At 42.7% G+C, this 23,711-nt stretch carries 21 protein-coding genes; 8 read left to right on the top strand and 13 right to left on the bottom strand.

Annotation, left to right across the window (positions count from 1 at the left end; all coding sequences use genetic code 11):
* Window positions 1–5: 5 nt before the first annotated feature.
* Genes AAEU28_RS18390 through argC form a run of 3 tightly spaced genes read right to left on the bottom strand, consistent with a single transcriptional unit; the run spans window position 6 to window position 2,725 of the window.
* The gene (locus AAEU28_RS18390; protein ID WP_421965408.1) at window positions 6–926 is read right to left on the bottom strand and encodes an ornithine carbamoyltransferase; all 921 of its coding nucleotides are present in this window, start codon (window positions 924–926) and stop codon (window positions 6–8) included.
* 9 nt (window positions 927–935) lie between these two features.
* Window positions 936–1,715, bottom strand: a complete 780-nt coding sequence (argB, locus tag AAEU28_RS18385; RefSeq protein WP_421965407.1) for an acetylglutamate kinase — start codon at window positions 1,713–1,715, stop codon at window positions 936–938.
* Window positions 1,712–2,725 (bottom strand): N-acetyl-gamma-glutamyl-phosphate reductase, encoded by a 1,014-nt coding sequence (gene argC, locus AAEU28_RS18380; protein ID WP_421965437.1) that lies wholly within the window; start codon window positions 2,723–2,725, stop codon window positions 1,712–1,714. The genes argB and argC overlap by 4 nt, the downstream gene beginning before the upstream one ends.
* Window positions 2,726–2,912: 187 nt before the next feature.
* On the opposite strand from argC, the gene argE reads away from it, so the two are divergent.
* A complete protein-coding gene (gene argE, locus AAEU28_RS18375; protein WP_421965406.1) occupies window positions 2,913–4,064 on the top strand; it encodes an acetylornithine deacetylase in 1,152 nt (383 codons plus the stop codon).
* Window positions 4,065–4,103: 39 nt separating this feature from the next.
* Here argE and AAEU28_RS18370 read toward each other — a convergent pair whose 3' ends face one another.
* The 3 genes from AAEU28_RS18370 to AAEU28_RS18360 all read right to left on the bottom strand — a co-directional run bounded on the left by AAEU28_RS18370 (window position 4,104) and on the right by AAEU28_RS18360 (window position 7,185).
* Window positions 4,104–4,307, bottom strand: a complete 204-nt coding sequence (locus AAEU28_RS18370) for a hypothetical protein (RefSeq protein ID WP_421965405.1) — start codon at window positions 4,305–4,307, stop codon at window positions 4,104–4,106.
* Between the two features lie 96 nt (window positions 4,308–4,403).
* On the bottom strand, window positions 4,404–4,592 hold the full coding sequence (locus AAEU28_RS18365; protein ID WP_138478381.1) for a hypothetical protein: 189 nt from the start codon (window positions 4,590–4,592) through the stop codon (window positions 4,404–4,406).
* Between the two features lie 166 nt (window positions 4,593–4,758).
* Window positions 4,759–7,185 carry a zinc-dependent metalloprotease gene (locus AAEU28_RS18360; protein ID WP_421965404.1) on the bottom strand — a complete coding sequence of 809 codons (2,427 nt, stop codon included), beginning with the start codon at window positions 7,183–7,185 and terminating at the stop codon, window positions 4,759–4,761.
* A 160-nt stretch (window positions 7,186–7,345) separates the two neighbouring features.
* On the opposite strand from AAEU28_RS18360, the gene AAEU28_RS18355 reads away from it, so the two are divergent.
* On the top strand, window positions 7,346–8,314 hold the full coding sequence (locus tag AAEU28_RS18355; RefSeq protein WP_421965403.1) for a class 1 fructose-bisphosphatase: 969 nt from the start codon (window positions 7,346–7,348) through the stop codon (window positions 8,312–8,314).
* A 78-nt stretch (window positions 8,315–8,392) separates the two neighbouring features.
* On the opposite strand, the gene AAEU28_RS18350 is transcribed toward AAEU28_RS18355, so the two are convergent.
* Complete coding sequence (locus AAEU28_RS18350; protein WP_421965442.1) at window positions 8,393–8,731, bottom strand: hypothetical protein; 339 nt, start codon at window positions 8,729–8,731, stop codon at window positions 8,393–8,395.
* Here AAEU28_RS18350 and AAEU28_RS18345 point away from each other — a divergent pair.
* Window positions 8,711–9,091 (top strand): DUF5522 domain-containing protein, encoded by a 381-nt coding sequence (locus AAEU28_RS18345; RefSeq protein ID WP_421965402.1) that lies wholly within the window; start codon window positions 8,711–8,713, stop codon window positions 9,089–9,091. The two genes, AAEU28_RS18350 and AAEU28_RS18345, sit on opposite strands and share 21 nt — an antisense overlap.
* A gap of 24 nt (window positions 9,092–9,115) precedes the next feature.
* Here the strand turns inward: AAEU28_RS18345 and AAEU28_RS18340 are convergent, their stop codons facing one another.
* A complete protein-coding gene (locus AAEU28_RS18340) occupies window positions 9,116–9,949 on the bottom strand; it encodes a sulfurtransferase (RefSeq protein WP_421965401.1) in 834 nt (277 codons plus the stop codon).
* A gap of 72 nt (window positions 9,950–10,021) precedes the next feature.
* Between AAEU28_RS18340 and AAEU28_RS18335 the strand changes: the two genes are divergently transcribed.
* Window positions 10,022–11,086, top strand: coding sequence for a glycosyltransferase family 9 protein (locus tag AAEU28_RS18335; protein WP_421965400.1), 1,065 nt, complete (start codon window positions 10,022–10,024; stop codon window positions 11,084–11,086).
* Between the two features lie 11 nt (window positions 11,087–11,097).
* Entirely contained in the window at window positions 11,098–11,841 is a 744-nt protein-coding gene (locus AAEU28_RS18330) for a glycosyltransferase family 25 protein (RefSeq protein ID WP_421965399.1), read from the top strand.
* A 50-nt stretch (window positions 11,842–11,891) separates the two neighbouring features.
* Here AAEU28_RS18330 and AAEU28_RS18325 read toward each other — a convergent pair whose 3' ends face one another.
* Entirely contained in the window at window positions 11,892–14,207 is a 2,316-nt protein-coding gene (locus AAEU28_RS18325; RefSeq protein ID WP_421965398.1) for an EAL domain-containing protein, read from the bottom strand.
* A 257-nt stretch (window positions 14,208–14,464) separates the two neighbouring features.
* Window positions 14,465–15,565: a phosphoribosylaminoimidazolesuccinocarboxamide synthase gene (locus AAEU28_RS18320; protein ID WP_138478363.1), complete on the bottom strand. Its 1,101-nt coding sequence runs from the start codon at window positions 15,563–15,565 to the stop codon at window positions 14,465–14,467.
* Window positions 15,566–15,789: 224 nt separating this feature from the next.
* Between AAEU28_RS18320 and AAEU28_RS18315 the strand changes: the two genes are divergently transcribed.
* The 3 genes from AAEU28_RS18315 to AAEU28_RS18305 all read left to right on the top strand — a co-directional run bounded on the left by AAEU28_RS18315 (window position 15,790) and on the right by AAEU28_RS18305 (window position 18,636).
* Window positions 15,790–16,467, top strand: coding sequence for an ABC transporter ATP-binding protein (locus AAEU28_RS18315; RefSeq protein WP_421965397.1), 678 nt, complete (start codon window positions 15,790–15,792; stop codon window positions 16,465–16,467).
* Window positions 16,464–17,978: an ABC transporter permease gene (locus tag AAEU28_RS18310; protein WP_421965396.1), complete on the top strand. Its 1,515-nt coding sequence runs from the start codon at window positions 16,464–16,466 to the stop codon at window positions 17,976–17,978. The genes AAEU28_RS18315 and AAEU28_RS18310 overlap by 4 nt, the downstream gene beginning before the upstream one ends.
* A 178-nt stretch (window positions 17,979–18,156) precedes the next feature.
* On the top strand, window positions 18,157–18,636 hold the full coding sequence (locus AAEU28_RS18305; RefSeq protein ID WP_138628404.1) for a DUF3299 domain-containing protein: 480 nt from the start codon (window positions 18,157–18,159) through the stop codon (window positions 18,634–18,636).
* A gap of 58 nt (window positions 18,637–18,694) precedes the next feature.
* Here AAEU28_RS18305 and AAEU28_RS18300 read toward each other — a convergent pair whose 3' ends face one another.
* The 3 genes from AAEU28_RS18300 to AAEU28_RS18290 form a co-directional block, all read right to left on the bottom strand.
* Window positions 18,695–19,615, bottom strand: coding sequence for a Gfo/Idh/MocA family protein (locus AAEU28_RS18300; protein ID WP_421965395.1), 921 nt, complete (start codon window positions 19,613–19,615; stop codon window positions 18,695–18,697).
* Window positions 19,616–19,744: 129 nt separating this feature from the next.
* Window positions 19,745–22,324 carry a M14 family zinc carboxypeptidase gene (locus tag AAEU28_RS18295; RefSeq protein ID WP_421965394.1) on the bottom strand — a complete coding sequence of 860 codons (2,580 nt, stop codon included), beginning with the start codon at window positions 22,322–22,324 and terminating at the stop codon, window positions 19,745–19,747.
* 13 nt (window positions 22,325–22,337) lie between these two features.
* Window positions 22,338–23,711, bottom strand: a complete 1,374-nt coding sequence (locus AAEU28_RS18290; RefSeq protein ID WP_421965393.1) for an ATP-grasp domain-containing protein — start codon at window positions 23,709–23,711, stop codon at window positions 22,338–22,340.

Genomic DNA, 23,711 nt, shown 5'->3' with positions numbered 1-23,711 from the left:
TACCCTTACACATAATTTGGATTTAACAGTGACACCAGCAGTGCATTTTGGGCATGCATGCGGTTTTCAGCTTGTTGAATAATTTTTGAATTTGCACCGTCCATCACCTCTGAGGTGATCTCATATTCACGGTGAGCAGGTTGGCAATGTAGAATCGTGCTTGCGCCTGATTGTTCTACCAACTGCTGATTAATTTGATACGGCATATATTTAGCTTTAACTTGCTCAAGTGGTGTCGTGTCACCCATTGAAACCCAGGTATCTGCATACAAAGCATCAGCTCCCGTTGCTGCTTCTATGTCATCGCTGACTGTGATTGACGCACCTGACTCTAATGCCAATTGTTCTGCTTGTTTTAAAATCTGTGCATCTGGTGAAGCACCTTTAGGGCTAATTGCCACAAAGTCAGTACCTAGCGTTGCAGCTAATAACATCAGAGAGTGAGTGACGTTATTACCTTCACCTAAATACACCAGTTTGATTTTACTGACATCGCCATACACTTCTTGCAGTGTTAAAAAGTCAGCCAATGCCTGACATGGGTGGTACAGGTCACATAAGCTATTCACCACAGGGACACTCGAATACTCAGCCAATGTTTGTAATGAACTATGCGCATTAACACGCGCGACGATGCCATCAGCCCAAGTGGCAATATTGAGGGCAAAATCTTTCACCGACTCACGGCCGCCCATCGCACCGTTTTGTTGATCAAGATAAACCGCATGACCACCCAGACGATTAATACCAATGTCGAAAGATACACGAGTACGTAAACTCGGCTTTTCAAACAAAGTAACGATAGATTGACCAGCAAGCGCTTGGTTAAACTCTTTTGGCTGCTGCTTAATGGTTTGAGCAAGCGACAATAGTTTTAGCGCTTGTGCTTTATCTAGTTCTAATCCAGTTAAAAAATGAGATGTCATTGCTATTTCCTAAGGTGTAATTTTGGTACCGACATGAATGCCTTGAACTAAGGCAATAAGATTTTCTGGCTTCTGCCAGCTCGATATATACACCCCGCGTCGTAAGTGTTGTGCAGCGTGCAGGCTGGTCTTCACTTTGACCTCCATGCCGCCAACAATGACTCCTTCTTCGATAAGAGTAGCAATGTGTTGTTCAGATAATTGATGTAAAGGTTGCTTGTTTGCATCAAGCACCGCCTCTACATCTGTCATATAAATCAGTTCAGCATCTAGTTGCTCAGCAATCGCCGCCGCCGCTTCATCGGCATTAACGTTATAAAGTTGACCATCAGCGCCAATGCCAATTGAACTCACCATAGGTGTTCTACCCAGCTCTAAGAGCGTAGGTAAAATACTTACTTCAACTTGCTGGCACTCGCCCACTTGCCCCAATGCTTTGAGTTTTTGCGAAGCAATTAAACCCGCTTCATATAAACAAGTACCCACAGGCTTTAAACCCGCTTTAATCGCTTGACCACTCAGTTGTTTGTTTGCAGTACCTGCCAATGCGCCCACAATATATGGCATCTGTTCTTTTGGACTGATACGAAGACCTTGATGCTTAGCCGTTGCAAAACCCGCATCCGACAACCACTTATCAACTAACGCGCCGCCGCCATGTACCACAACAAACTGCTTGTCGATTTGTACTTTTGTTAGCTCAGCAATTGCAGAAAATAGTCCCATCGCTGCATCTTCCGTGTTTAACACCGCGCCACCGACTTTAATGACCCATGTTTGCATCTTCATGACACTCCTTTTAAGCCAAGTTCAGCAGGTAACAATGCTGCGATATTCATACACTGTAGCGCTTGACCAGCTGCCCCTTTTAACAGGTTATCAATGGCAACCACCACAATCAGTTGCTCACCTTGTACTTGCCAGCCAATATCAACATACGGCTGTTTGGCCACACCTTTAATTGACGGCATTTGCTTGTTGCCTTTTAAACGAATTAGCGGTTCGTCGGCGAGCACTTGGAATGCTTCGTTAACTTGGTGCTCACTCACACCCGGCTTCAGCTTCACATAAATGGTTTCAAGAATACCGCGAGCAAAGTTGCCTAAGTGCGGGGTGAATAACACTGCATGACCAAGATACTGTGAAATTTCAGGCGTATGCCTGTGATTGAATAACCCATAAGGTGCGAGAGACACTTCGCAAAACTGGGTGCCAATATTGGCTTTACGACCCGCGCCGGTGACACCCGATACTGCGTTAACAATAATGGTATCGTCAGCAAGTAAATTAGCTTGTTTAAGTGGTTTTAAACCATTTAATGCAGCCGTTGGATAACAACCAGCAACAGCAACGAGTTGTGCCTGTGAAATGCCCTTTGCATTCCACTCTGCTAAACCATATTCAGCTTGTGCAAGCCAAGTGGGTGATTGGTGCGTAAAGCCATAAAAGCTGTCGTAGTCTTGAGGATTTTTAAGTCTAAAGCCGCCTGATAAATCAAATACCTTTTTACCCATAGCTAAAAACTTAGGTGCAAGTTCTACACTCACTTTGTGATCTGTACACAGGCACACAAAGTCTGCATTTGCTTCGATATCAACAAAGGCTTGTTCATTAAGAGGTAAAAGAAGCGTGTCGAGCAAAGAGGCATGTTCTGGATACAAGTCACTCAGTAATTTTCCTTTGTCTAAACTTTGCTCTGACACAAAACATCCAGCAAGGGAGAAGTTGGGATGTTTGGCAATTAAACTGGCTAATTCAGCGCCGCTATAGCCGCTAGCGCCAATAATGGTTACATTCAACATAGTAAAAAAGTCTCTAAAAATTTGGTTCCGTTTCGTGCCCTCTGGGCATTATTTAAAAAGTGTTGAATGTATATCGTCGCATCTTAGCCTCTAAATATATTTATGCTCAAAAAGTGAATTGATATTCATACTAAACACATATAAATTATTATGCAAACATTTTGAATAAATATTTTGGACTAATATGACCACTCCCGCTTTTATTAATATGTACCAGCAGCTTATCGCCGAGCCTTCGATCAGCGCACTCGACCCACAGCTCAACATGAGTAATCGCTCAACCATTACCTTGCTTGCAAACTGGTGTGAAAATTTAGGTTTTCAGGTTGAAATAACCGAGCTCGAAAGTGCACCGGGTAAATTTAATTTACTGGCAAAACGTGGCGAAGGTGAAGGCGGCCTTATGCTAGCTGGCCACACCGACACGGTACCATTTGACGAAAGTCGCTGGCGTTACGATCCATTTAAACTCAGCGAAGTCGATAACAAACTCTATGGTCTAGGTTCAATTGATATGAAAGGCTTTTTTGCATTTGTGATTGAAGCCATTAAGCAACTTGATACACAAGATGCGAAACAAGCTAAACCCATTATAATCCTCGCCACCGCAGATGAAGAGACCACCATGGCGGGCGCACAAGAAGTGGCAAAACATCAAAACTTAAAACCTGAGTTTTGTGTCATTGGAGAGCCAACGGACATGGTGCCTGTATTCACCCATAAAGGGCATATGAGTACCGCCATCCGTGTTACCGGTAAATCGGGTCATAGCTCTGATCCTGCACGCGGTTTAAATGCCATTGAAGTGATGCATAAAATTATTGCAAAGCTGTTGCAACTAAAAGATACTTTAAAGAATAAATATTCAATTGAGCATTTTGCAATACCCTACCCAACGTTAAACCTAGGGCATATTCATGGAGGAGATAATGCCAATCGTATCTGTGGCTGCTGTGAACTACACTTAGACATTCGTCCATTACCAGGCCTAAGCATTCAAGAGCTGCAATTATTATTGCTAGAAGCGGTTAAACCTATTAATGATGAATACCCAAATAGTGTCGCGGTTATCGACTTACACGATCCTATTCCGGCCTTTACTGGTACAACCGACAGCGCATTAGTAAAACTAGCTGAAGCAGTTTCTGGGGAGCTAGCCATTGCGGTGAACTACTGTACTGAAGCACCATTTTTGCAACAACTCGGCTGCGAAACGATTGTTATGGGTCCGGGCTCTATCGAACAAGCCCACCAGCCTGACGAGTTTTTAGCAATGGAGAAGATAAAACCTTCACAAGAAAAGATCACAAAGCTAATTCATAAATTATGTTTCTAAAACTAAAAAAGCCACCGAAGGTGGCTTTATTCAATCTGATTATCTATCTGCTATTGTAATTGTTTCACAGATTTCGATACTCATTGTATAAGTTGTTGGTCTATCACACGCGATTGAGCCAGTGTCAGTGATGCATCGTAGGGTATTAACACCACCTGCTACCGCTGGTGTTGCATTGACTGGTAGTGCTTTGTTGTCTTTTGACAGGTTTTTTACGCTTTTTTTATTTAGTTTAAGTTTCATTTTATTTTCCTTAAATGAATGAGTTTGGTGCCTGTGGATGATTTACTTTCAGTCCCTCAGAACCAATGGATGAATCAAGTATTGTTCTTTGACTTATTAAGATAAACAGTCGTTTCTGTAGCTTGGTGGCAAAGTAGTGATTGTAATACAAGGGTTTGTATGGCAAACCTCAGTTTTTGCAAACACAGGTACACCACCAGCAATTTGTGGAGTTGCTTCTAAAGCAACTTGAGCGTTATCTAAACTTAAGTTTTTTACTTTCTTTTTGTTTAACTTCAATTTCATAGTGACTTTCCTTATTGAGTGTGACCTAAAGGTCAAAAAAGAAACTACCAAAAAGGGGACAAGCTAGCAAGAATTTAATTGAATATTTCTCAAGTAAGCAAAATGATAATTAAAAGGAAATTAAACATAAAAAAAGAGCGCTTATTTGCGCTCTTTAAATTAAAAATTAAATAGGTGAACCTGGCGGCATTTTTAATGCTGTAAAGCCTTCTGGCCACTTTCCTGATTCTAAAAACGCTTTCACTTGACGTGCAAGATCATGCCTGAATGCGGTGTCTTCACTGACATTGCTAAATAGCGATCTTTGATCAAACTGTTTTGCTACGCGCATTAACTGAAAACGTAACTGTGCTTGCACTTCTGGCTCAACTTTATTTGAACTAGCGAGCTCAGCTAATCGTGCTACTGTTAAAAATTGCACGCGTTGAGTTAGTTTTTGTGCCATACCTGCTGTGCTATCTGCTTCAAATACCTTGCTGTATAACGTATTCATTAGGTCGCTCAAGCCAAAGTTTTTACTATCTCGCGCAGCATGCTGCGATAAACGATTTAAGCGCTCATCATTTAATAGCAGCTTTAAGCTATGGTTTGCTGCCACTTCCGGTAACGCCATAGCATCAAGGGCTAAGCCTGTGCGGCCATAGACACTTTCACGAGTTTTACGCTCACCATACGCTTTAGGGGGGATCAACGCTAAGATGCTCTCTGGGATCATCAACTGCTCTGCTTCAAGGGTTTTCAGCATCGCCGATAGTGCTTGCTGCTGTGTCGCTTTATCTACAATTTTCGCGCCTTTAACAGCGCGGTCGCTGCGTACTTCATAATCGTAATCAATACCTGCGATAAGCTTCACAGCCGACTCAACCTGGTAGCGATGGAATAAAAACAGGGGTACGAGTTTCTCTTCTAACTGAGACAGTGCAACACCCGTTTTAATGTTATTAATACCAAATGTATTCAACGCTTGCTGACGAATATCGAGTACACGCAGTAATTCTGCGGCTGGGTTTTCACCGTTATCCCATAAATGCGCGGTTGGATGACCGCCGCCTTGCGGGCGTGCATCTGGGTCAGAAATAAACTCTAACCCCTTGTTGTGGTTTTCAGTGATGATATTGGCAAGCTCAGTCGCTTCGTCTTTACCGCTGAAATCACTGTAACCATATTTCACCGCTTGAATATCCCAATCGCCCATACCTTTAGCATAGCCTTTAGAAATATCTAGCTGACCTTGTGCATCAAAACCAACCAACGGGTGCGGATAATCCATCACAGACGCTCTGTTTTTAATAGACGCCGAGAAGTTATGCGCAATACCCAGCGTATGACCAATTTCGTGAGCACTTAGCTGACGAATACGATCAAGGGCCATATTCTGTAAATGTGCGTTTACTTCATCACCTTTCACGAAGGGTGCCGCTAACGCTTCTGCAATTAGGATATCTTGGCGCACTCGTAATGAGCCTAATGTGACATGACCTTTGATGATCTCACCCGTTCGCGGATCAATAATTGATGAGCCATACGACCAACCGCGTGTAGCTCTGTGCACCCACTGGATGACGTTGTAGCGCACATCCATAGGATCGGCATGCTCAGGTAAAATTTTCACTTGGAAGCCATTGCTATAGCCGGCTGCTTCAAACGCTTGCTCCCACCAACGTGCACCATCTAATAAAGCCGTTCTAACTGGCTCAGGGACACCTGGATCAAGGTAATACACAATCGGCTCAACCGCTTCACTTTGCGCTGCCGTTGGATCTTTTTTCGCTAAACGATGACGAGGAATATAACGCACTAGCATAGACTCGCTCAGCGGAGCCGAGTAGTCCTTATGCTCAATACTCCAATACCCAGATTGCGCATGGAATTGGCGAGGCTGATACTCATCATCAGGTAATTTAATTAATGAGTGATGCTGGTGAACTGTCACTGCATATGGGTCTGCACTGACTTGACGAACATATTCACCCGGCTTGCTGCCCTTAAACGTTAAGACGGCTTCAAGCTCCGTGTTATCTACAAATGCTTTTGAGCGTGGCATGAATACCGCACTACGCGAGCCATCTAAGCTAAAACTACCTTGCTTACGATTTGCTAGTGTACGGCTCACACCATGCACATCTGATAACAGATAAGGTGTGTAATCAATCAAAACACTGTCGCTGTCTTCGGCAACAACTTTAAAGCCTTGCAGAATACTAGAGGCAAAGGCTTCGTTGATACTCTGCTTTTCAGCAGCGTTGCTTGAGCTCGCACGATAGTAAGTATTTAAGGCGCGAAGCATGATTTTATCGCCAAAGCGTTCAAATTGCGCGATATGCGTACCCCCTAGTTGGCCTCTATCTAAGCCGATATCATTCGAACCCACCCCGTACGGCAAGCTAAATTGCAGCAAGAAGGGTTGCTTGAATTTATCGACATCAAGGTAAATTTTGCCGCTTTGCGTGTCGGCATAGAAGGAGTAATGACCCGGAAAATGATTAAACTTTTCAGTAAACTCATCAATAGACTTAATTGCGGCGTGCGCTTGGGTTATCATAGTGCCCAGCAAAGCTGAGAATATGACAGGTAAAAATCCAATTTTTCGCATAATCTTATCTTTGTTATTAGAGGTTTTAAGTGGTTGTCATTGTAACAGTATAATTTATCCAATCTGTTTAACAGCTATTTAAGACAAAATTCAGCGCGGCACGCAGTCCTCTCTCACACTATACTTGGCTGCGACCATAACGTTATCAGGACTATTTACTATGCGTAGACTTCCTCCGGTGTTAATTGAAGACGGTTGTTCTAGAGAGTTAGTTTCATTGATCCGCACTATCCTTGCGGCTTGTAAAGAAATTTCATTCCGTGTTGGCCAAGGCGCACTTTCCGGTGTTTTAGGTTCAACATTAGACGAAAACATCCAAGGTGAAACTCAGAAGAAGCTTGATGTACTGTCTAACCAGCTTTTAAAAGACATCTTATTAGAGTCTGGCTATGTAAAAGCGATTGCATCTGAAGAAGAAGACTACACGGTGGCGGGTAACCCTGACGCTGATTTTATCGTCGCGTTCGACCCACTTGATGGTTCTTCAAACACTGATATCAACTCACTGGTTGGTACGATTTTCTCAATCATGGAAGCGCCTAAAGATTCAGATCCTGCGGATCCTGCCATCTTCATGCAGCCAGGTCACCAACAAGTTGCAGCAGGTTATGTACTATATGGTCCATCAACAACGCTTGCGCTTTCTACAGGTAAAGGCACACGTATTTTCACTCTTGATAAGACGCATGGCAGCTTCTTATTAACTGAAGACTTTGCGAAAATTCCAGAAGATACCAAAGAGTTCGCAATTAACGCTTCTAACCAGCGTCACTGGCAGCCGGCAATGAAAAACTACATTCAAGATTTGTTAGCTGGCGATACTGGCCCTCGCGGCAAGAACTTTAACATGCGCTGGATTGCAGCCATGGTCGGTGACGTTCACCGTGTACTATGTCGTGGTGGTTTATTCACTTACCCTGCTGACACCAAAAACCCAGAAAAACCATACAAACTTCGTTTAATGTACGAAGCAAACCCAATGGCGATGCTAGTAGAACAAGCGGGCGGTTTAGCGCACACTGGTGAAGAACGAATTATGGATATTCAACCAAATGACATCCACCAGCGCGTTGCGGTAATTCTTGGTTCTAAGAACGAAGTTGAAGCGTGTTTGGCTTATCACAAATAAGTAGGCTTCAAGTTTTACGTATTAAAAAAGCAGCTTAGGCTGCTTTTTACTTTTTAACTAGCTTCCAGTTTCCTGCTTTTAGCTTTTAGCTTCCAACAAGTTGCTTAATTGCTGAATTTTTTCCATTGTAATCTGCCCCATCTGCTCAGGATTACTCAAGGCATACAATACGCCTTCCACTTGTTGTGTATCTATATCTTCTCGCATATCGAGTAACTGTGCCCACATTTCTAATTCATCCATATCTAACTGCTTACTCAGTACTTTATCTAACACAGCTAAAACATCTTGATTGCTAACACAATAAACCACCTCTGATTGGGAGGCAGAGAGTAAGACTGAAAACGCCTCTGAACGCTTTTCACTAAAGTGTACGATGGCTTTAACGGCCTCTAGATGAGTCATGTTATTATTCACGCAAATTTCTCTTATTCGAATGTCTTCATGAACTGCTCGCAATGCCAGCAAACTCTAAAATGTAGTGCCAATACTGATTGCTGGTGTATGACACTGCCAAATATTCTACCTATTTCCGAGTCATCTGGCTGCGTGTGCCGCGCTTGTTTAATAAAAAATATTAGAACTTACATCGAAGATATGAAAAACAAGCCTATAAAGGATCAGCTTGCGCTCGCAAGACCTTACCAAAACGACACTAATTTTATTGAAGGCATTGATTATGATATGGAAAATGGCTTGCTCGTGATGAGCCGATGGGCACATTTAAGACGGGGTAAATGCTGTGGCAACGGCTGCCGCCATTGCCCTTTTAAGTAACCGGAACTCTGGTTAAGTAGTAACTTATACTTCACCAGTCTCTATGGTTAGATTGTTTTCGGCATTGCCCCACTCTGACCATGAGCCGTCGTACACGGCTAAATCTTGATAACCACATTCATCTGCGATCATAGCTAAAATACAGGCAGTTATGCCGGAGCCGCAGCTAAATTGCAATGACTTGCCTTCTACGCCCAAAGTTTTCAATCTTGCATGTAATTCAGAAATCGGTTTTAGACATTTGTTGCTATTGAGCACACTCGCATAGTGCACACTTTTGCTGTTTGGAATATGCCCGGATATCATACCCGCTCTTGGCTCAGGCTCCTCGCCTGTAAAACGCTTATAGCTGCGCGCATCAAGCAATAAGGTATTAGGATCGTCTATGGCATTGAGAACTGCTTGCTTATCAATGAAGTAACCTGCTCTTGGGTGAGCAACAAAATCACCTATGATTTTAGCTTGGCTGTACTCAACCTGAGTAGGCAAACCCAATTCAAGCCAACGCACTAAGCCCCCATCTAATACGTATACCTCGTCAAAACCCATGCTTTTAAACATCCACCAAGCGCGTGCGGCACTGAATAGGCCTTTGTCGTCATAAACAATCACAGTATCAGCGTTATTCACGCCCAGTTGGCGCATTTCAGCCTGAAACTGCTGCGCACCACACATAGTGCTAGAAAGCACTGCATCGGGTTCACAAAGCGCACCTTTGATATCAAACCGTTTTGCGCTTTGAATAATCGCTTGAGGGCTATATTCTCCCTTTTCACCGGCATTCACTATACCCGCATCAAAAACATGAACGTGTTCAAGGTTTTCTTGTAACCATTCGCAGGACTTGATGTTTTTCATCCATACACTCCCAAAGCACCTATCAATCAGGCTATACTAGACGGCAATTTTCACAAGTACAATATAATCGCCATGGTTAAAGCTATTAAAAAAGAAGCTATTTCAGGCCCTATTTTAGCCGTACTACCAAAGTTTATTGGCGATGCAATCAATACTCTATCTGCTATCGAACTACTCAGAAAACTTTACCCTGATAATGAGATTTACCTATTAGCTAGGCCCTATATGGTTGAGCTTTTAGCACGTGATGAGTTTTATAATATCAAAGTGATTGCAGATGAACGTTATAACGAAACTAAGCTTTCAGTGTTTGCACTAGCAAAAAAGTTAAAACAACATCAGTTTTCAATGGCCGTGTTGTTTAGAGGGTCTTTCTCTGAAGCGCTACTAGCTAAACTTGCAGGTATCAAAACCGTTATTGGCTATGCACAAAATGGCCGAAAACCCTTACTTAGCCATTCATTAAGTTTAAATGTGAATCATCATTACTTGCTCAGGTATTGCCGTTTAATTAACGACACACATGATGACTGTTTTGAGCAGTTTGATATTCCCAAATTAACTTACCGAGAGATTGAAAAAACCACCGCTAATAACGGCAAGCCAAGTATTGGTTTGTACTTTGGTGGAAAAAATAAAGGCGCACGCCACTACCCATTCGAACTAGCAAAACAAGTGATTGCTTTACTGAATGAGAAGTACTTGCCTAATTTAATTCTAATTGGTGATAAATCGGAAAAAGTTGATAATCTAAAGCTACTCGAATACGCAAGCAATTTAAATGTGGCCTGCGCAGATTTAACGGGGAAGACTTCATTAACTGAACTAGTCGACCATATTGCTTCGTTCGATTTACTCATTAGCATAGATTCAGGTCCGATGCATATGGCTGCTGCAGTGCAAACGCCATGTGTTGCCATTGTTGGGCAAGGCACGAGTCCATGGTCTTTAGTCGTACCTAAAACACCTAATGTTGTTGCAGCAACGGCTGAGCACAGCCTAAAACTCAACGAAAACCTGCTCGTAACAGATATTTCAGCACAGCAAATTGTTCAAATTAGCCTAGCTTTAATTCAACCTAAAACACCTTACATAGATGAAGCCACATTGCTATTATCTAAACACAATAATAAATAAGAAAGTCAATTATGCAGCCTCCTATTTTTATCATCAACATGGCTAGTAGCATCGAAAGATGGCATACCACATCATCTCGATTGCAAGCCATTGGTTTAGAAGGCACTCGCTTCGAAGCCACTGTCGGTAAAGCTCTCTCAGAGCAAGAAGTCGCCTCTTGGTACAGTGCAGAGCTAAACTTAAAACGCCATCATAGAAATATGACACCAGGTGAAATTGGTTGCTACATTAGTCATATGCGTATTTGGGAAAAAATGCGTGATGAAAACATCCCTTTTTGCATCGTGCTAGAAGATGATATTAAAATTGAACCACATCTCGTCGATGTGATTGAACAAATCGGTAAATTAATAGGATGGGATTTAGTTAAGTTGTCAGATAACTGCGAAAATTCATTTATTGATGAAGTAAAACTTAGCGATAAATATATCTTAGGTAACTACTTAAAAGTTCCGAACTGTTGTAATGGATATGCTCTTAGTCTAGATGGGGCCAAAAAGCTATTAAATAGAAAACCCTTCTTTAGGCCTGTCGATGTTGATATACAATTTCATAGTGAAGTTTCATTAAATATTACTGGAATTAAGCCCTACCCTATTGATGAAGATCTGTCTTTTATTAGTGACATTGCTAGTGTTAATAATGGCCGCCATTCAAATAGAAGTACTTTTTGGAGAAATTTCCGCCATCGCAAAGACATGTATTTTCAGCGCAAGAAAATTTCAGCCGACCTCTCTAAAATTACCCCAAAATAAAAAACGAGCCTCAGCTCGTTTTTTATTTACTCTTATTATAACTTTATAAATCAACCAGCCTGATGATAATCACCTAACCAGTTCAAAAAATCAGTCGATGGGAGCGGCTTACTTAAATAATATCCTTGCGCATAATCACACTGCATTTGATCTAATAGATTAAGAGACGCTAAGTTTTCAACCCCCTCTGCAACCACAGAAAAGCCTAACTGATGACCCAGCGTAATTGTTGACTGCACAATGTGTTGATCTTGCTGCGACTCATCAAGTTTTAGAATAAACACTTTATCTAATTTTAACTCATCAATAGGCAGCATTTTAAGACGTCCGAGAGACGTTTGCCCTACACCATAGTCGTCTAGGGAAATCATCACACCTAACGCTTTTAAAGCCTTGAGCGCAGCGATGCCTTTCTCTTCATTCTCTATCATGTCACGCTCTGTGAGCTCAATCGTAATGAGTGCGGGAGGTACTTTAAATAACGCTAATTGAGACTCTAAATGTGGGAAAAAGTCATCATGGGCGATATCCTGTGCCGACACATTAATGGCCGCTTTCATATTTAACCCTTGCTGTTGCCACAAGGCAACCTGCTTAACCACAGTGGTAACAACCCACTGAGTTAAATCGACAATCAACCCTGACTGCTCAGCTAAATCAATGAATAGCTCAGGAGAAACCCATTGCCCGTCTGGTTTATGCCAACGGATCAGCGCTTCAACTTTATCAATTTGTTGTGTTTTTAAGTTTAACTTAGGTTGATAGGCCATAAATAGTTGCCCATCATCATTCGTAAGTGCCTGCTTTAATTCATCAATCAACTTGAGTCGAGCTAAGTGTTCTTCATCTTCACCATCTTGATAATAGTAAATCTCATGACTATCTTGCGCTGCAGTATCGACTGCTATCAAAGTTCTACGCACCAAGTCTTCTGGGTTATCAGCTTGCTCGGGATAAATCACCACACCCATGCTAAAGCGCAGCGATATATCTAAATTACGGATCATGTAGCTTTTTACTAATGCTTGATTAAGCTTTGCGACACAGGCTTCAACAGTACTGCCCACTGTGGGCTCCATAACCACTAAAAACTCATCGCCACCAATACGTGCATGTAAACCATTAGAATCTTTGGTGACCTCTTCAATTCGCTTAGCAACCGCGCGAATACAATCATCACCGACTCGTGGACCAAGCTTGTCATTGATGTGGCGTAAACCTCGTATATCAATCGCAATTAAATATAAGGTAGGATTGCTTGTTAATTTCTTTGCAAGACGTTCTAGGGCCGCAGAGCGATTATAAAAGCCCGTTAAATGGTCGTGCTGAGCTTGAAAGCGAATTTGCTTCTCACGAGCTTGAATGTCTTCACCCATTTCTTGGAAAGCATCTACTAGCTCACAGATCTCCTTACTTGGACTGTGATCCGTTAAACCCGCACTATAGTCCCCTTTTGAGAAGCGCTTTGCCATCTCAGTCAAATGCTGAAGTGGGGTCGTCAAGTTATTTGCTAAGAAGCCACTGGTTAAGAAGCCAAGCACTATAGTACCGCACGACAATAAAATGATACTTAATACTAGTTGATCAAATTCATCATATTGCTCTGTGAGGTTTGCACTAAGGATAACGCTAATGGGATTGCTCGATAAAGCTGGTAAAGGCACTTCGGCACTTATAAAAACAGGGTAATCAGAAAGCCAGCGTGTTGTTGTTTGCCCATGAATGAAGGCTAGAAGATCGCTTTGTTCATTTGGTAGCTCTATTGAACTGGCTTTTAGACCCGTAGCGTGAGAAATGAAGCTCATCTCGACACCCGTTAGTTCTTTAAGCTCTGTTGCTATCTTCTCATCGACAGCAAAACCAACCACACTCAATGCAATGGTGCGTGGTGCTTTTACTGGCAAAATAATGGCCTGATAGAGCTGCTTATCTATCACTATAAAAGTTGATTCTTTGCCATTACCTAGCAGTTGCTTCATCAGCTGTTGGCTATTATTTGGTAACACTAATCCATCTTTGTTAGACGCAATAACATTACCTTTTAAATCCATCAACAGCATAATATCTGCATCAATTCGGTTGCTGTGATTAAACAACGCACTTTGAATGGTGTCTTGATCGCGACTCGCCACAGCTTGCTTAAAGCCAAAGTCAGCAGTCAGTACCGTAGAAGCGGTCACTAATAAGCGCTCTTTGGCTTTTAAATATTGTTGGTAAACATTTTGCGCAACTTTAATGCCTTGCTGAACTTGTTTGTCGTTATATTGATTTGTTGACCACCAAAAGCTCGCTAAGCTGGTGATTGCTGTAAGCAATACAAGCCCGACACACAGTAAAATAATACGTTGTTTTAAAGTGGTGCTCATGATGTTCCTTTTGCACGCTGCTCACTAAACATAGTCACAACAAGTTACGCAGTAAAAATTAGAATTCAGAGATGGTTATGAATATAGACCAATATTGCCCTAAATTCATTGACCGAGATCTTAGTAAAGATAAAGGGATAACCTTGATAATTGCAAGGGTTTTGAGAATAAAGCCTGATAATACAAGTTTTTAGTATTATCAGGCTAAAGATTTAATAGCTTTAGGTATGACCTATTAAATCACATTAGCGAACAACTTAGTCGATAAGACCATATTCGCTATCTAGAATAGCAATCACTTCTGCACGTGGGTCGGCAGGGATTGTTAATTCTTTGCCTACAATCTTACTCGCGATACCTACATAAGTGTCTGATACTGACATCATCACATCGACTGGTAGCTTGTAATCTTGTGCCAGTTGCTCACGCTCAGGCATTCTATCTTTATTAAGCAATACATCGCTGTCTGGCACGTTATTGATTAGTAACTGACGGAAGCCTTCTTTCGAGTTTTCGATTACTTTACCGTCACGGAAGGCTGGACCATCCCAAATACGAGATGAATCAGGCGTGCCGACTTCATCAATGTAGATAAGCTGCTCAGTGCCATCGGTTTGCTCTACGTAACCAAACTCAAACTTGGTATCAACAAAGATCTGATCAAGCTCAGCAAGTTCTTTGCTGATCAGCGCAAAACCTTCAGTTAAAAGCTTTTCGTACTGAGCCACATCCGCTTCTGATTTGAAGTTAAATGCCGCTAGGTTATCCGTGATGTTTTTACGTGTGATGTTGACATCATCCACTGGCGGTACTTCTGGTACGTCAGTGATAATGCCTTTGGTAGACGGAGTTATCAGTACTTCGTCTAACTTCTGGTTAGCTTCAAGTCCTTCTGGTAACTCAATACCACAGAAGTTGCGTACGCCTTTGCTGTAATCACGCCACATGCTGCCAGTAATGTACTGACGCGCAATCGCTTCAACACGTACCGTGCTTGCTTTACGTACGATCCACACATAAGGGTGCGGAATGTCTACAATGTGGTTGCCCGCAAGACCTGCTTGATCGAATAACTTAAACCAGTGTGATGCCACGCTGTTAAGTGCAATACCCTTACCTGGTACGCCATTTAAGCCATTTTCGCCCTGCCAAATGCAGTCAAACGCAGAAATACGATCAGAAATTACCATGATCGCCAGCTCCGTACCTTTAGGTACATCGTAGCCTTTTTCTTCGATTAAACGCGCACTGTCTTCGTCGGTTAACCAATAAACTGAACGAACTTTACCACTGTGAACGGCACCTTTTGTGCGGATCGGTAGATCATCATTCACTTCTAAAACTTTGTAGCTACTCATTATTACTCCAAGGCCGGATGCACCTTGCTAAGGGGTGCAAAAAATATGAGGGGGTTAGAAGTGCATATAATAATCGCAAGACCCTTAAATCACAAACTAAACCCGAACTCTTATGTTGCTAAATGTGGGGTTTATCGTTGAATTTTGGTAATTAAACCGAGCAGAGTTTAGCCGATGAGAAAACTGTTATACCATCACAGTGTTTTTAGTTTATTGAGCCCATTATGATTGAGATAAACAACCTCGTATTTAGCTGGCCTAAACACCCCGCCCCTACGCTAGATATTGCTGAGTTAACAATTAGCCAAGGCGAACGGATATTTTTACACGGCCCGAGTGGCAGTGGTAAATCGACCCTGCTCGGATTATTAGCGGGGATTAATGCCATTCAAGCGGGTGATATTAAAATTTTAGATACGCCAATGCGTCAACTTTCAGCTGCAAAACGAGACCAATTTAGGGCAGATCATATTGGGACTATTTTTCAAAACTTTAATTTGCTGCCATTTTTAGACCCCATTGAGAACGTCATGCTTGGCTGCCAATACTCTAAAATGCGAAAAAGCAAACTCACCCAGTCTTTACAGCAAAGCGCTATTAGCTTGCTAGAAAATTTAGGGATAGACCACACTCTACAAGCTAAATCTGTCAGTGAATTAAGTATCGGCCAACAGCAGCGAGTAGCGGCAGCACGGGCATTCATAGGTCAGCCAGAGCTTATCATTGCCGATGAACCTACCTCGGCGCTTGATGCCGACAGCCGTGAAGCCTTTATAGAAACCTTGTTTAACCAAGCTGAAAAATACCAAGCTACTATTTTATTTGTCAGTCACGACCACAGCTTGGCGCAGCTATTCGATAGAAAAGTGAGTTTGAATGAGATCAACGGAGCGGCACAATGAACTTAGCATCTCTGGCTTTCAAAAGTAGTTGGAATCGTAAATCGAGCGTACTACTCACTCTATTCACCATTGCCATCAGTGTGATGCTGCTACTCTCAATTGAACGAGTGAGACAAGAAGCAAAAAGCAGCTTCGCCAATACCATTTCTGGCACCGATTTAATTGTCGGAGCACGCACGGGCGACATACAGCTGTTGCTCTCAAGTGTCTTTCGTATAGGTCATGCTAATAATGCCGTGCAGTGGCAAAGCTATGAATATATTAAACAGCAACGCGGCGTGGCATGGACCATCCCGATAAGTCTTGGCGACAGTCACAAAGGACATGCGGTATTAGGCACAGATAGCAGCTACTTCACACATTTCCGTTACGGGAAAAAGCAAATGCTGGCGTTTGCACATGGCCGCGCATTTCATAATGGTTGCGAAGTGGTTCTTGGCAGCGATGTAGCGAAAAAGCTCAACTACCATCTCGGAGAACAAATCGTGATCTCCCATGGTATGGGTAACACCAGCTTTCACCATCATGATGATAATCCAATGACCATAGTCGGTATTTTAAAGCCGACCGGCACGCCTGTTGATCGCACCGTGCATGTGCCACTCATCGCCATTGATGAAATGCATGGCTCCGGTCATAACAAATCGCCACGCATGATTGGTAAGGCCATTAACAAACCAACAAACGAAGCTGCTCTTTCTCGTGATGAGCATAAACACGAGGATCATGATCATCACTCACATGAAAAACATGACGATGAACACCACGAGCATGACGACCATAGTCATGACGACCATAGTCATGACGACCATAGTCATGACGACCATAGTCATGACGACCATAGTCATGACGACCATAGTCATGACGACCATAGTCATGGCGAGCATAGTCATGGGGAACATCAGCATAAAACCCACCAGCCTGTTGAGAGTGAGCCGGGCGATTTAATTGGTGAGCCTAAACAAATCACTGCGTTTTTAATGGGTTTTGATTCACCTCTTTATACTTTGCAAGTTCGCCGTAATATCAACCAATATCAAGGTGAGCCACTGCTGGCCATTATGCCCGGCGTCACCTTGCGTGAACTGTGGGGCATGTTAGATATTGTTGAAAAGGTCTTATTGCTGTTTTCAATCGTGGTGGTGATCATCAGCTTACTTGGTATGCTGACAACCTTACTAGCAACGCTCAATCAAAGACGTCGTGAGCTGGCCATTCTGCGATCTGTCGGCGCACGCCCTTGGCATATTTTCAGTTTGCTAACCAGTGAAGCGGTGATCATCACGCTACTCGGTTGCCTGCTCGGCACGACGTTATTCTTTGTGGCAATCTTGCTAGCGCAACCTGTGTTACAGGCACAGTTTGGTATTAGCTTGTCGCTTTCTATGCTCAGCAGCTATGAAGTTAAGCTATTGGGCGCTATTATGCTGGCTGGCACTGTGATGGGACTCTTCCCTGCAATGCGCGCCTATTATTATTCACTCAGCGACGGCATGAGTATTAAAGTTTAATACCAATGCTCAATAATACGTAATTATTTTGAGGGACTTAAACTGACGCTAGCTATGTTAAAAATTTCTTATTTAGAATAACTAAATAGCAAAATTTTTGCCTTGCTATCGACAAGTTTCCCTCACCTCAAAATAGACTACTTAATTAAGAGTATTGGTATAAGAGGATATCTTAAGTATGAAATTATTTTCACTCTGCTTTGCTTTGTGCTTTAGCGCACTGAGTTTTGCCCAAGCACCGAAAGAAATTTTTTGGGAAGACTTAATCCCACAAGGTCATGTGCAAATTAGCAATCAAGACGCAGCCAGTCACGATGGCGCAGACCAAAATTGGGTGCAACCAGATTTAGATGCCCCAGTAGTAAAAGCATTAGATGGTCAGTCGGTGAGTTTGCCGGGTTTTGTTGTACCCCTTGAAGGTGACAGCGAAGTGATCACTGAGTTTCTATTGGTGCCGTATTTTGGCGCGTGTATTCACGTGCCACCGCCACCACCAAATCAGATCGTCCATGTAAAAATCAAAAACGGTGTACCAATCGAAAGTTTATACGATGCAATCACAGTCACAGGGATTATCAAAGTCGAAACTTGGAGTGGCGAATTAGCGCAGACCGGTTACACCATGCAAGCAGTGGGTGTTGCCCCTTTTGAGCTTTAAATATTTTGAAGATAAATCAATATGAATAAAGGCCACCGATGTGGCCTTTATTTTTAAGCTATGAAATTGCTGCCACCACTTTTTCACAAAGTTGGTGCGTTAATAAAGCTCGCTGTAATTCAATATTATCAGCTTTGTTGAGCGCTATTGCGTTTAACCAAGCCGTTAACATGTCATCAAAACCACGCTTATACAAAGTTGTCTGCCAGTCATCAAAGCTACGATTGAAACTGGCATCATCTTGCATCAATACAGCCTCTGTTAAAGCATTAATACGCCACTTCTGATGAGCGCCCGTTATCTCAATCACTTCTTCTGCTTTACCATTGTATCTATCCATTGAGCCCTGAAATAACCGTCCCTGATGGGTGAATTGAATATGTACAGCAACAATGTCTCCTTCCGATGTTTTTTGAGAAAAAACTTGCCAATCATTTAAATCAGAGAAACTTTGAACACCAGCATAAAAACACAACCCATCAATCACATGGATAAAGTCATCAAACACAAAGCTACGAGCTGGGGCACTCAAGTTATGGCGATTCTTTTGCCAACGTAAATGCCTTATTGGCTCTATCGTCGCTGCTGTTAATTTAGGTGCAAAACGGCGGTTAAAACCTAAGAATAAAGGCATATCTTGCTGTTTTGCTAATTCAATAAGCTCTTCAGCTTGCTCTAGGTTATCAGCTAAAGGTTTATCCACAAACGTGGCTATGTTGGCCTCTAAGGCCTGTTTAGCCATTTCAAAATGCGCACTCGTATGACTATGGATCATAACTGCATCAGGTTTACTGGCTAACAACTGCTGATAATCTGTAAAACCTTGCTCTACGCGATATTTAGACTGTAGCTCTGACAATGTTTCTTGATTTCTAGTACACAGAATGGGAGTAATATCTTGATGTTGAGTGACGATAGGCAGATATGCTTTTTGAGCAATATCACCCAACCCAACCATGGCAATAGACAATCGACGCATAACAACTCCAATACATCAAATGTGAAAAAGCTAAACATCATATCACTATGCTTAGCTTTAAAGTATTAGACCTAGGTAGGTAAAATAATTCGTTAACTTTAATAAAATCAGAAAGTAAGAACTATTTATTTACGCATCAACTGGCTGCTTAACCAAATAATACACCGCCGCGGGCTCCGAATAATTCGGCGCGTGGTCATAACTAAACACCGCATAGTATTTAGCGATATCAGGGTTACCAAAATTATCGAGCGTATATTCATCTGGCCCACCGTATAGCTTTACGCCATCAAACGGAGAACGCGGTGGGTGGAAGCAATTTCGCACCACAAAACAGCCGACAAAATCATCGTTTTCTGGGTTTTGCCAAGTCAGTTTTACTACTCCATTTTCAACCTGTGCCTGTAACTCTGTAGGTGCGGGTAAAGCTTGATTACGCCGGTTTATGTAGCGAATATTCAGCTCTGCATTACTCCACTCAATTAACGCATTTTTAGCTTGAGATTCAGCGGTGGCGCGGATCACAAAGTAATATGGGGTTTGTGTTTGATGTAAGCGCGCCAGCTCCTTCAAGCTGTAGCTGTCAAACATAAAATCATGGGCAGTGCGCTCTTTAAGCTGGGCGTTACTCACTTCATAGCCGATATATTCAATTTTCTGACGCTGTTTAACGTGTTTAAAGTCAACGTCTTTTAACTCCACCAGCTCGACGGTAAAACGTACGTCTTTGCTCGATGGCAGTGAGTTTTGGCTATACAAGGTTAAGCAAGCTTGGGTGAATACGGTTTTCTCTGGCTCTAACTCATGTTGATGCTCAAACGCCATTTGCCCGTAGACGATTTCACCTTGGTCGTCGAAACCTGAACATAAGCTATCCGCTATCACTTTCTCTTGGTAAATGGTATTACAGCTGTTGGGCGTCAGTTTTAAGCTTTGTTCTGGCAGTTGATAGACCAACTCTAAATTAGGACGATAGTGTAAGCCGCTGCCAAATGGCCCATAACCTATGTCGAATTGCATCACTTGTGAGTCATTACCTAGTGGTAAACTGGTTGGCCCTTGTAAGCGTAAGATCAGTTTTTGATCGTCTAACAGTTGAGAGATCAAATCTCGCTCTACGCCATTAAACTTCCATTTAAGCCAAATACCTTGAGTCATTTTATCTGATTCAATCGTTTGCCCCAGCGTATGTAAAGCGGGCGCTTCACAAATGGCACTGTAGTCATAAATGTTGTCGATTTGATTTGGATCGAGCACTGATATCGACCATTCACCATACTTCTCTATTTTCGCGTTCACTCGATTCATCGGGTATAAGAAAAACTCCGCCCGATCGATATGCGAGCCTTCTGGGATATTCGCCAAATCGAATACCACGACACCCACGCTCGTGCCACGCTTTTTATCGACACCAATGAACATCGAGTTATAACCAAAGCGCTCGCGTGCCTTTTGCTGATAGTTAGCACTTAAATACCCAACTTGCTCTTTGGCTGGGAATAGCGTGCGACTACATTGATGCTCTGCCAATAAGGTTTTTAAACGCAGCTCAGGGCTAAACGGCGATTTAATTTTAGTGACTTTATCGACAGCGCGAATGTTGTAAAAATAAAACTGTCCGCTTTCTAGTTGAGTATCGGTGAACGACAATGACTTGGTAATTGCCACTAAGTTGGCTTCATTACAGGGGCTTTTATTATGTTCAGCACGATACAATTCAAAATAAATGTCTTCGCGCTGTTCATATTCCCACTCAAGCTCTACGCTATCGTGACCCACTTGCTTTATGGTGAAATCTGGCACTCTTGCAGGTGCAAGGTTTGAGTAGTTAATGGCTTCACCCAAAGCGTACGCAACCGCAGGAATATTCTCGGCCACACTCTGCGCCATATTCTTCATATAATCAGGAATGTTGCGGGTACCCACCTCGACAACTGTGGCAATAATCCCTCTGCGATAGTAATACTCGCGGCCGCTGCCCTGAATAAGCTGTGCAGGCGGCTTGCCACGATGAATACCATACTGGCGACCCGTGACCTTTTTAATCTCGTTATTCATGTTGGCACACAACACATTTAAATCTGTGCCTTCAATCTCAACTTCGTGATTAAACTTATGGGCCGGAAAGAACACATTCCCTTGAGAATGGTAGTCAAGGGCAATACAAATGTTACTGCGCTTTTCGACGAAGTCACGAATGGCGCAGGTTTCAGGCTCTGAAAACGCATGCGGACCACCGTAAGTGTTCGATTGCGTATTGCTGTTTCGCATGAATTTAGCGTCAAAGTTGCGATTAAGATCCACTCCAAAAGTGCCATCGCCATTATTGCGGCGGTTTTTACGCCAAAATGAAAAGTGATTACGCGAGTACTCAAAGCCGTCAGGGTTTAGGCAGGGCACCATATACAACGTGTTCCGTGTTAACGCTGTTTGTAACTTAGGGTTAAAGCGATAGTTGTCTATGACATACTGAATAAACTTGATCGCTAACTCATTCCCTATCCATTCCCGTGCGTGAATGGTGCCCGTATACAATAACGCGGGTTTGTCATCCGCATAGGTGACATCTAATGACAAAGTAACCAGCATAATGGGCCTGCCCTCCCAAGTTTCACCGATACTTTGTAGACGTATTAAATGCGGATGTTCACTCATCGCTTTTTGTAAAAAATCGATGGTGTCTTGATACGACGCGTATTGTATTTTCATGCCTGCTTCCCGTTTATGCTTTTGTAAAGGCGTGCCAGTGATCGACGATTTTCTCTAGCTTTTTCGCTTTGAGATTTTTAACAACACACAGCTGTTCAGGCTCAGTATTTAAGGCCTCAACCACACCAGTTGCTCCAAAGGTCGCTAAGATGTCATCAATCATTTTGTCACCCACGCCTTTGACTTCACCCAGCATGGCGCGAATTTGTGACTCATCAAAAGCCACATTCGGTAAATCGGTTTCAGGCATGACTTCATCACTGCCCGGCACAGGTTGCATGGCTGACGCTGGCACCACTTTGGCAGGCAACTTAAAGTTATCTTGTAGATTCCAGATCTCACTCGGCCACTCTTCACCCGCGCGGTACTGGGTATCAAAGATTGGATACCTTTGCTCTGTCATATCGGTAAATAATTCGCCGCAGTCTTGGCTTGGGGTATATTGAGAGAATCCAATATGGCGCATAGTACGCAGAAAGCGTGCATCGATTTTGCCCAGCTCTTCCCAGTTATAAATAGGAATATTTGGTTTGCGGAAACGCCCTTCGCCTAATAGCCACATCAAGTATTGGCCTATCCAATCACGGATATAAGGGAAGGCTGCAAACGCCGTCGCACACTCTAAAATTCGTAGCTTGCCATCTTTGCCTAGCGCAATATCACATGCCCAATACTCTGCATTTGCCGCTTTTGAAGTCTTGGTCGCTAAATCAAGCACTGACTTTGGAATACCTTGGTAATCCATGCTACCGCCCTGACTGGTGTTAGTGAGCCACTCCCCCTCAGGCGGACGACGCCAAAACGCACAAACAGGTTTGTGACCAATCAACATAACGCGAATATCTGCTTCCATCGGCACAAAATCTTGTACGTACACTGGGTAATAACGCTTTTCACTCAGCAGGCTCTGCGCTTCTTCGTAGCTATCTACCTTATGGACAAAGTAGCCACCATAATTAGATGGGCCGTAAGAACGTTTAATAATCTTCGGATAAGTCGCCGACGCGAGGTAAGACTGTGCTTTTTCAGGAATATAGAAAATTTCAGTATGCGGGATAGGTAAGTCGTATTTGCGACAAAAGTGCGTCACATTTTCTTTTGATTTATTGGAAAACTGACTATCTAGCGACGGCAAAAAACGTACTTCAGGAAGAGCGCGAGCAATGTCACGAAATGTCTCGTACGCTGTAGCTGGAATATTACCGATTAACACATCGATTTTTTTACGCTTCACTTCTGCAATAAAGCGGGCTTTGTCATTGCCCCAATGATAGGTCACTTGCTCAATTTTATCGGGCCAACCTTTAAAGTTAGATTTATCAAAAAAGCGCAGTACATAGTCTAAATAAAGCAGACCGATTTTTGGCAGTGAGGTTTTCTTCGTCAT

The sequence above is a fragment of the Pseudoalteromonas sp. SS15 genome (genome assembly GCF_049257195.1).
In the GTDB taxonomy this organism is placed as follows: Bacteria; Pseudomonadota; Gammaproteobacteria; order Enterobacterales; family Alteromonadaceae; genus Pseudoalteromonas.
Note: the sequence above shows the minus strand (reverse complement) of the source record. Positions and strands in the feature narration are given on the sequence as shown.

Coding starts and splice junctions, on each gene's coding strand:
- AAEU28_RS18390 (WP_421965408.1), bottom strand. CDS start 926: ATGACATCTCATTTTTTAACTGGATTAGAACTAGATAAAGCACAAGCG.
- AAEU28_RS18315 (WP_421965397.1), top strand. CDS start 15,790: ATGATTGAGATAAACAACCTCGTATTTAGCTGGCCTAAACACCCCGCC.
- AAEU28_RS18370 (WP_421965405.1), bottom strand. CDS start 4,307: ATGAAACTTAAACTAAATAAAAAAAGCGTAAAAAACCTGTCAAAAGAC.
- argB (WP_421965407.1), bottom strand. CDS start 1,715: ATGAAGATGCAAACATGGGTCATTAAAGTCGGTGGCGCGGTGTTAAAC.
- AAEU28_RS18365 (WP_138478381.1), bottom strand. CDS start 4,592: ATGAAATTGAAGTTAAACAAAAAGAAAGTAAAAAACTTAAGTTTAGAT.
- AAEU28_RS18360 (WP_421965404.1), bottom strand. CDS start 7,185: ATGCGAAAAATTGGATTTTTACCTGTCATATTCTCAGCTTTGCTGGGC.
- AAEU28_RS18335 (WP_421965400.1), top strand. CDS start 10,022: ATGGTTAAAGCTATTAAAAAAGAAGCTATTTCAGGCCCTATTTTAGCC.
- AAEU28_RS18325 (WP_421965398.1), bottom strand. CDS start 14,207: ATGAGCACCACTTTAAAACAACGTATTATTTTACTGTGTGTCGGGCTT.
- AAEU28_RS18345 (WP_421965402.1), top strand. CDS start 8,711: ATGAGTCATGTTATTATTCACGCAAATTTCTCTTATTCGAATGTCTTC.
- AAEU28_RS18355 (WP_421965403.1), top strand. CDS start 7,346: ATGCGTAGACTTCCTCCGGTGTTAATTGAAGACGGTTGTTCTAGAGAG.
- AAEU28_RS18310 (WP_421965396.1), top strand. CDS start 16,464: ATGAACTTAGCATCTCTGGCTTTCAAAAGTAGTTGGAATCGTAAATCG.
- AAEU28_RS18290 (WP_421965393.1), bottom strand. CDS start 23,711: ATGACGAAGAAAACCTCACTGCCAAAAATCGGTCTGCTTTATTTAGAC.
- argE (WP_421965406.1), top strand. CDS start 2,913: ATGACCACTCCCGCTTTTATTAATATGTACCAGCAGCTTATCGCCGAG.
- AAEU28_RS18340 (WP_421965401.1), bottom strand. CDS start 9,949: ATGAAAAACATCAAGTCCTGCGAATGGTTACAAGAAAACCTTGAACAC.
- AAEU28_RS18330 (WP_421965399.1), top strand. CDS start 11,098: ATGCAGCCTCCTATTTTTATCATCAACATGGCTAGTAGCATCGAAAGA.
- AAEU28_RS18295 (WP_421965394.1), bottom strand. CDS start 22,324: ATGAAAATACAATACGCGTCGTATCAAGACACCATCGATTTTTTACAA.
- AAEU28_RS18305 (WP_138628404.1), top strand. CDS start 18,157: ATGAAATTATTTTCACTCTGCTTTGCTTTGTGCTTTAGCGCACTGAGT.
- AAEU28_RS18320 (WP_138478363.1), bottom strand. CDS start 15,565: ATGAGTAGCTACAAAGTTTTAGAAGTGAATGATGATCTACCGATCCGC.
- AAEU28_RS18300 (WP_421965395.1), bottom strand. CDS start 19,615: ATGCGTCGATTGTCTATTGCCATGGTTGGGTTGGGTGATATTGCTCAA.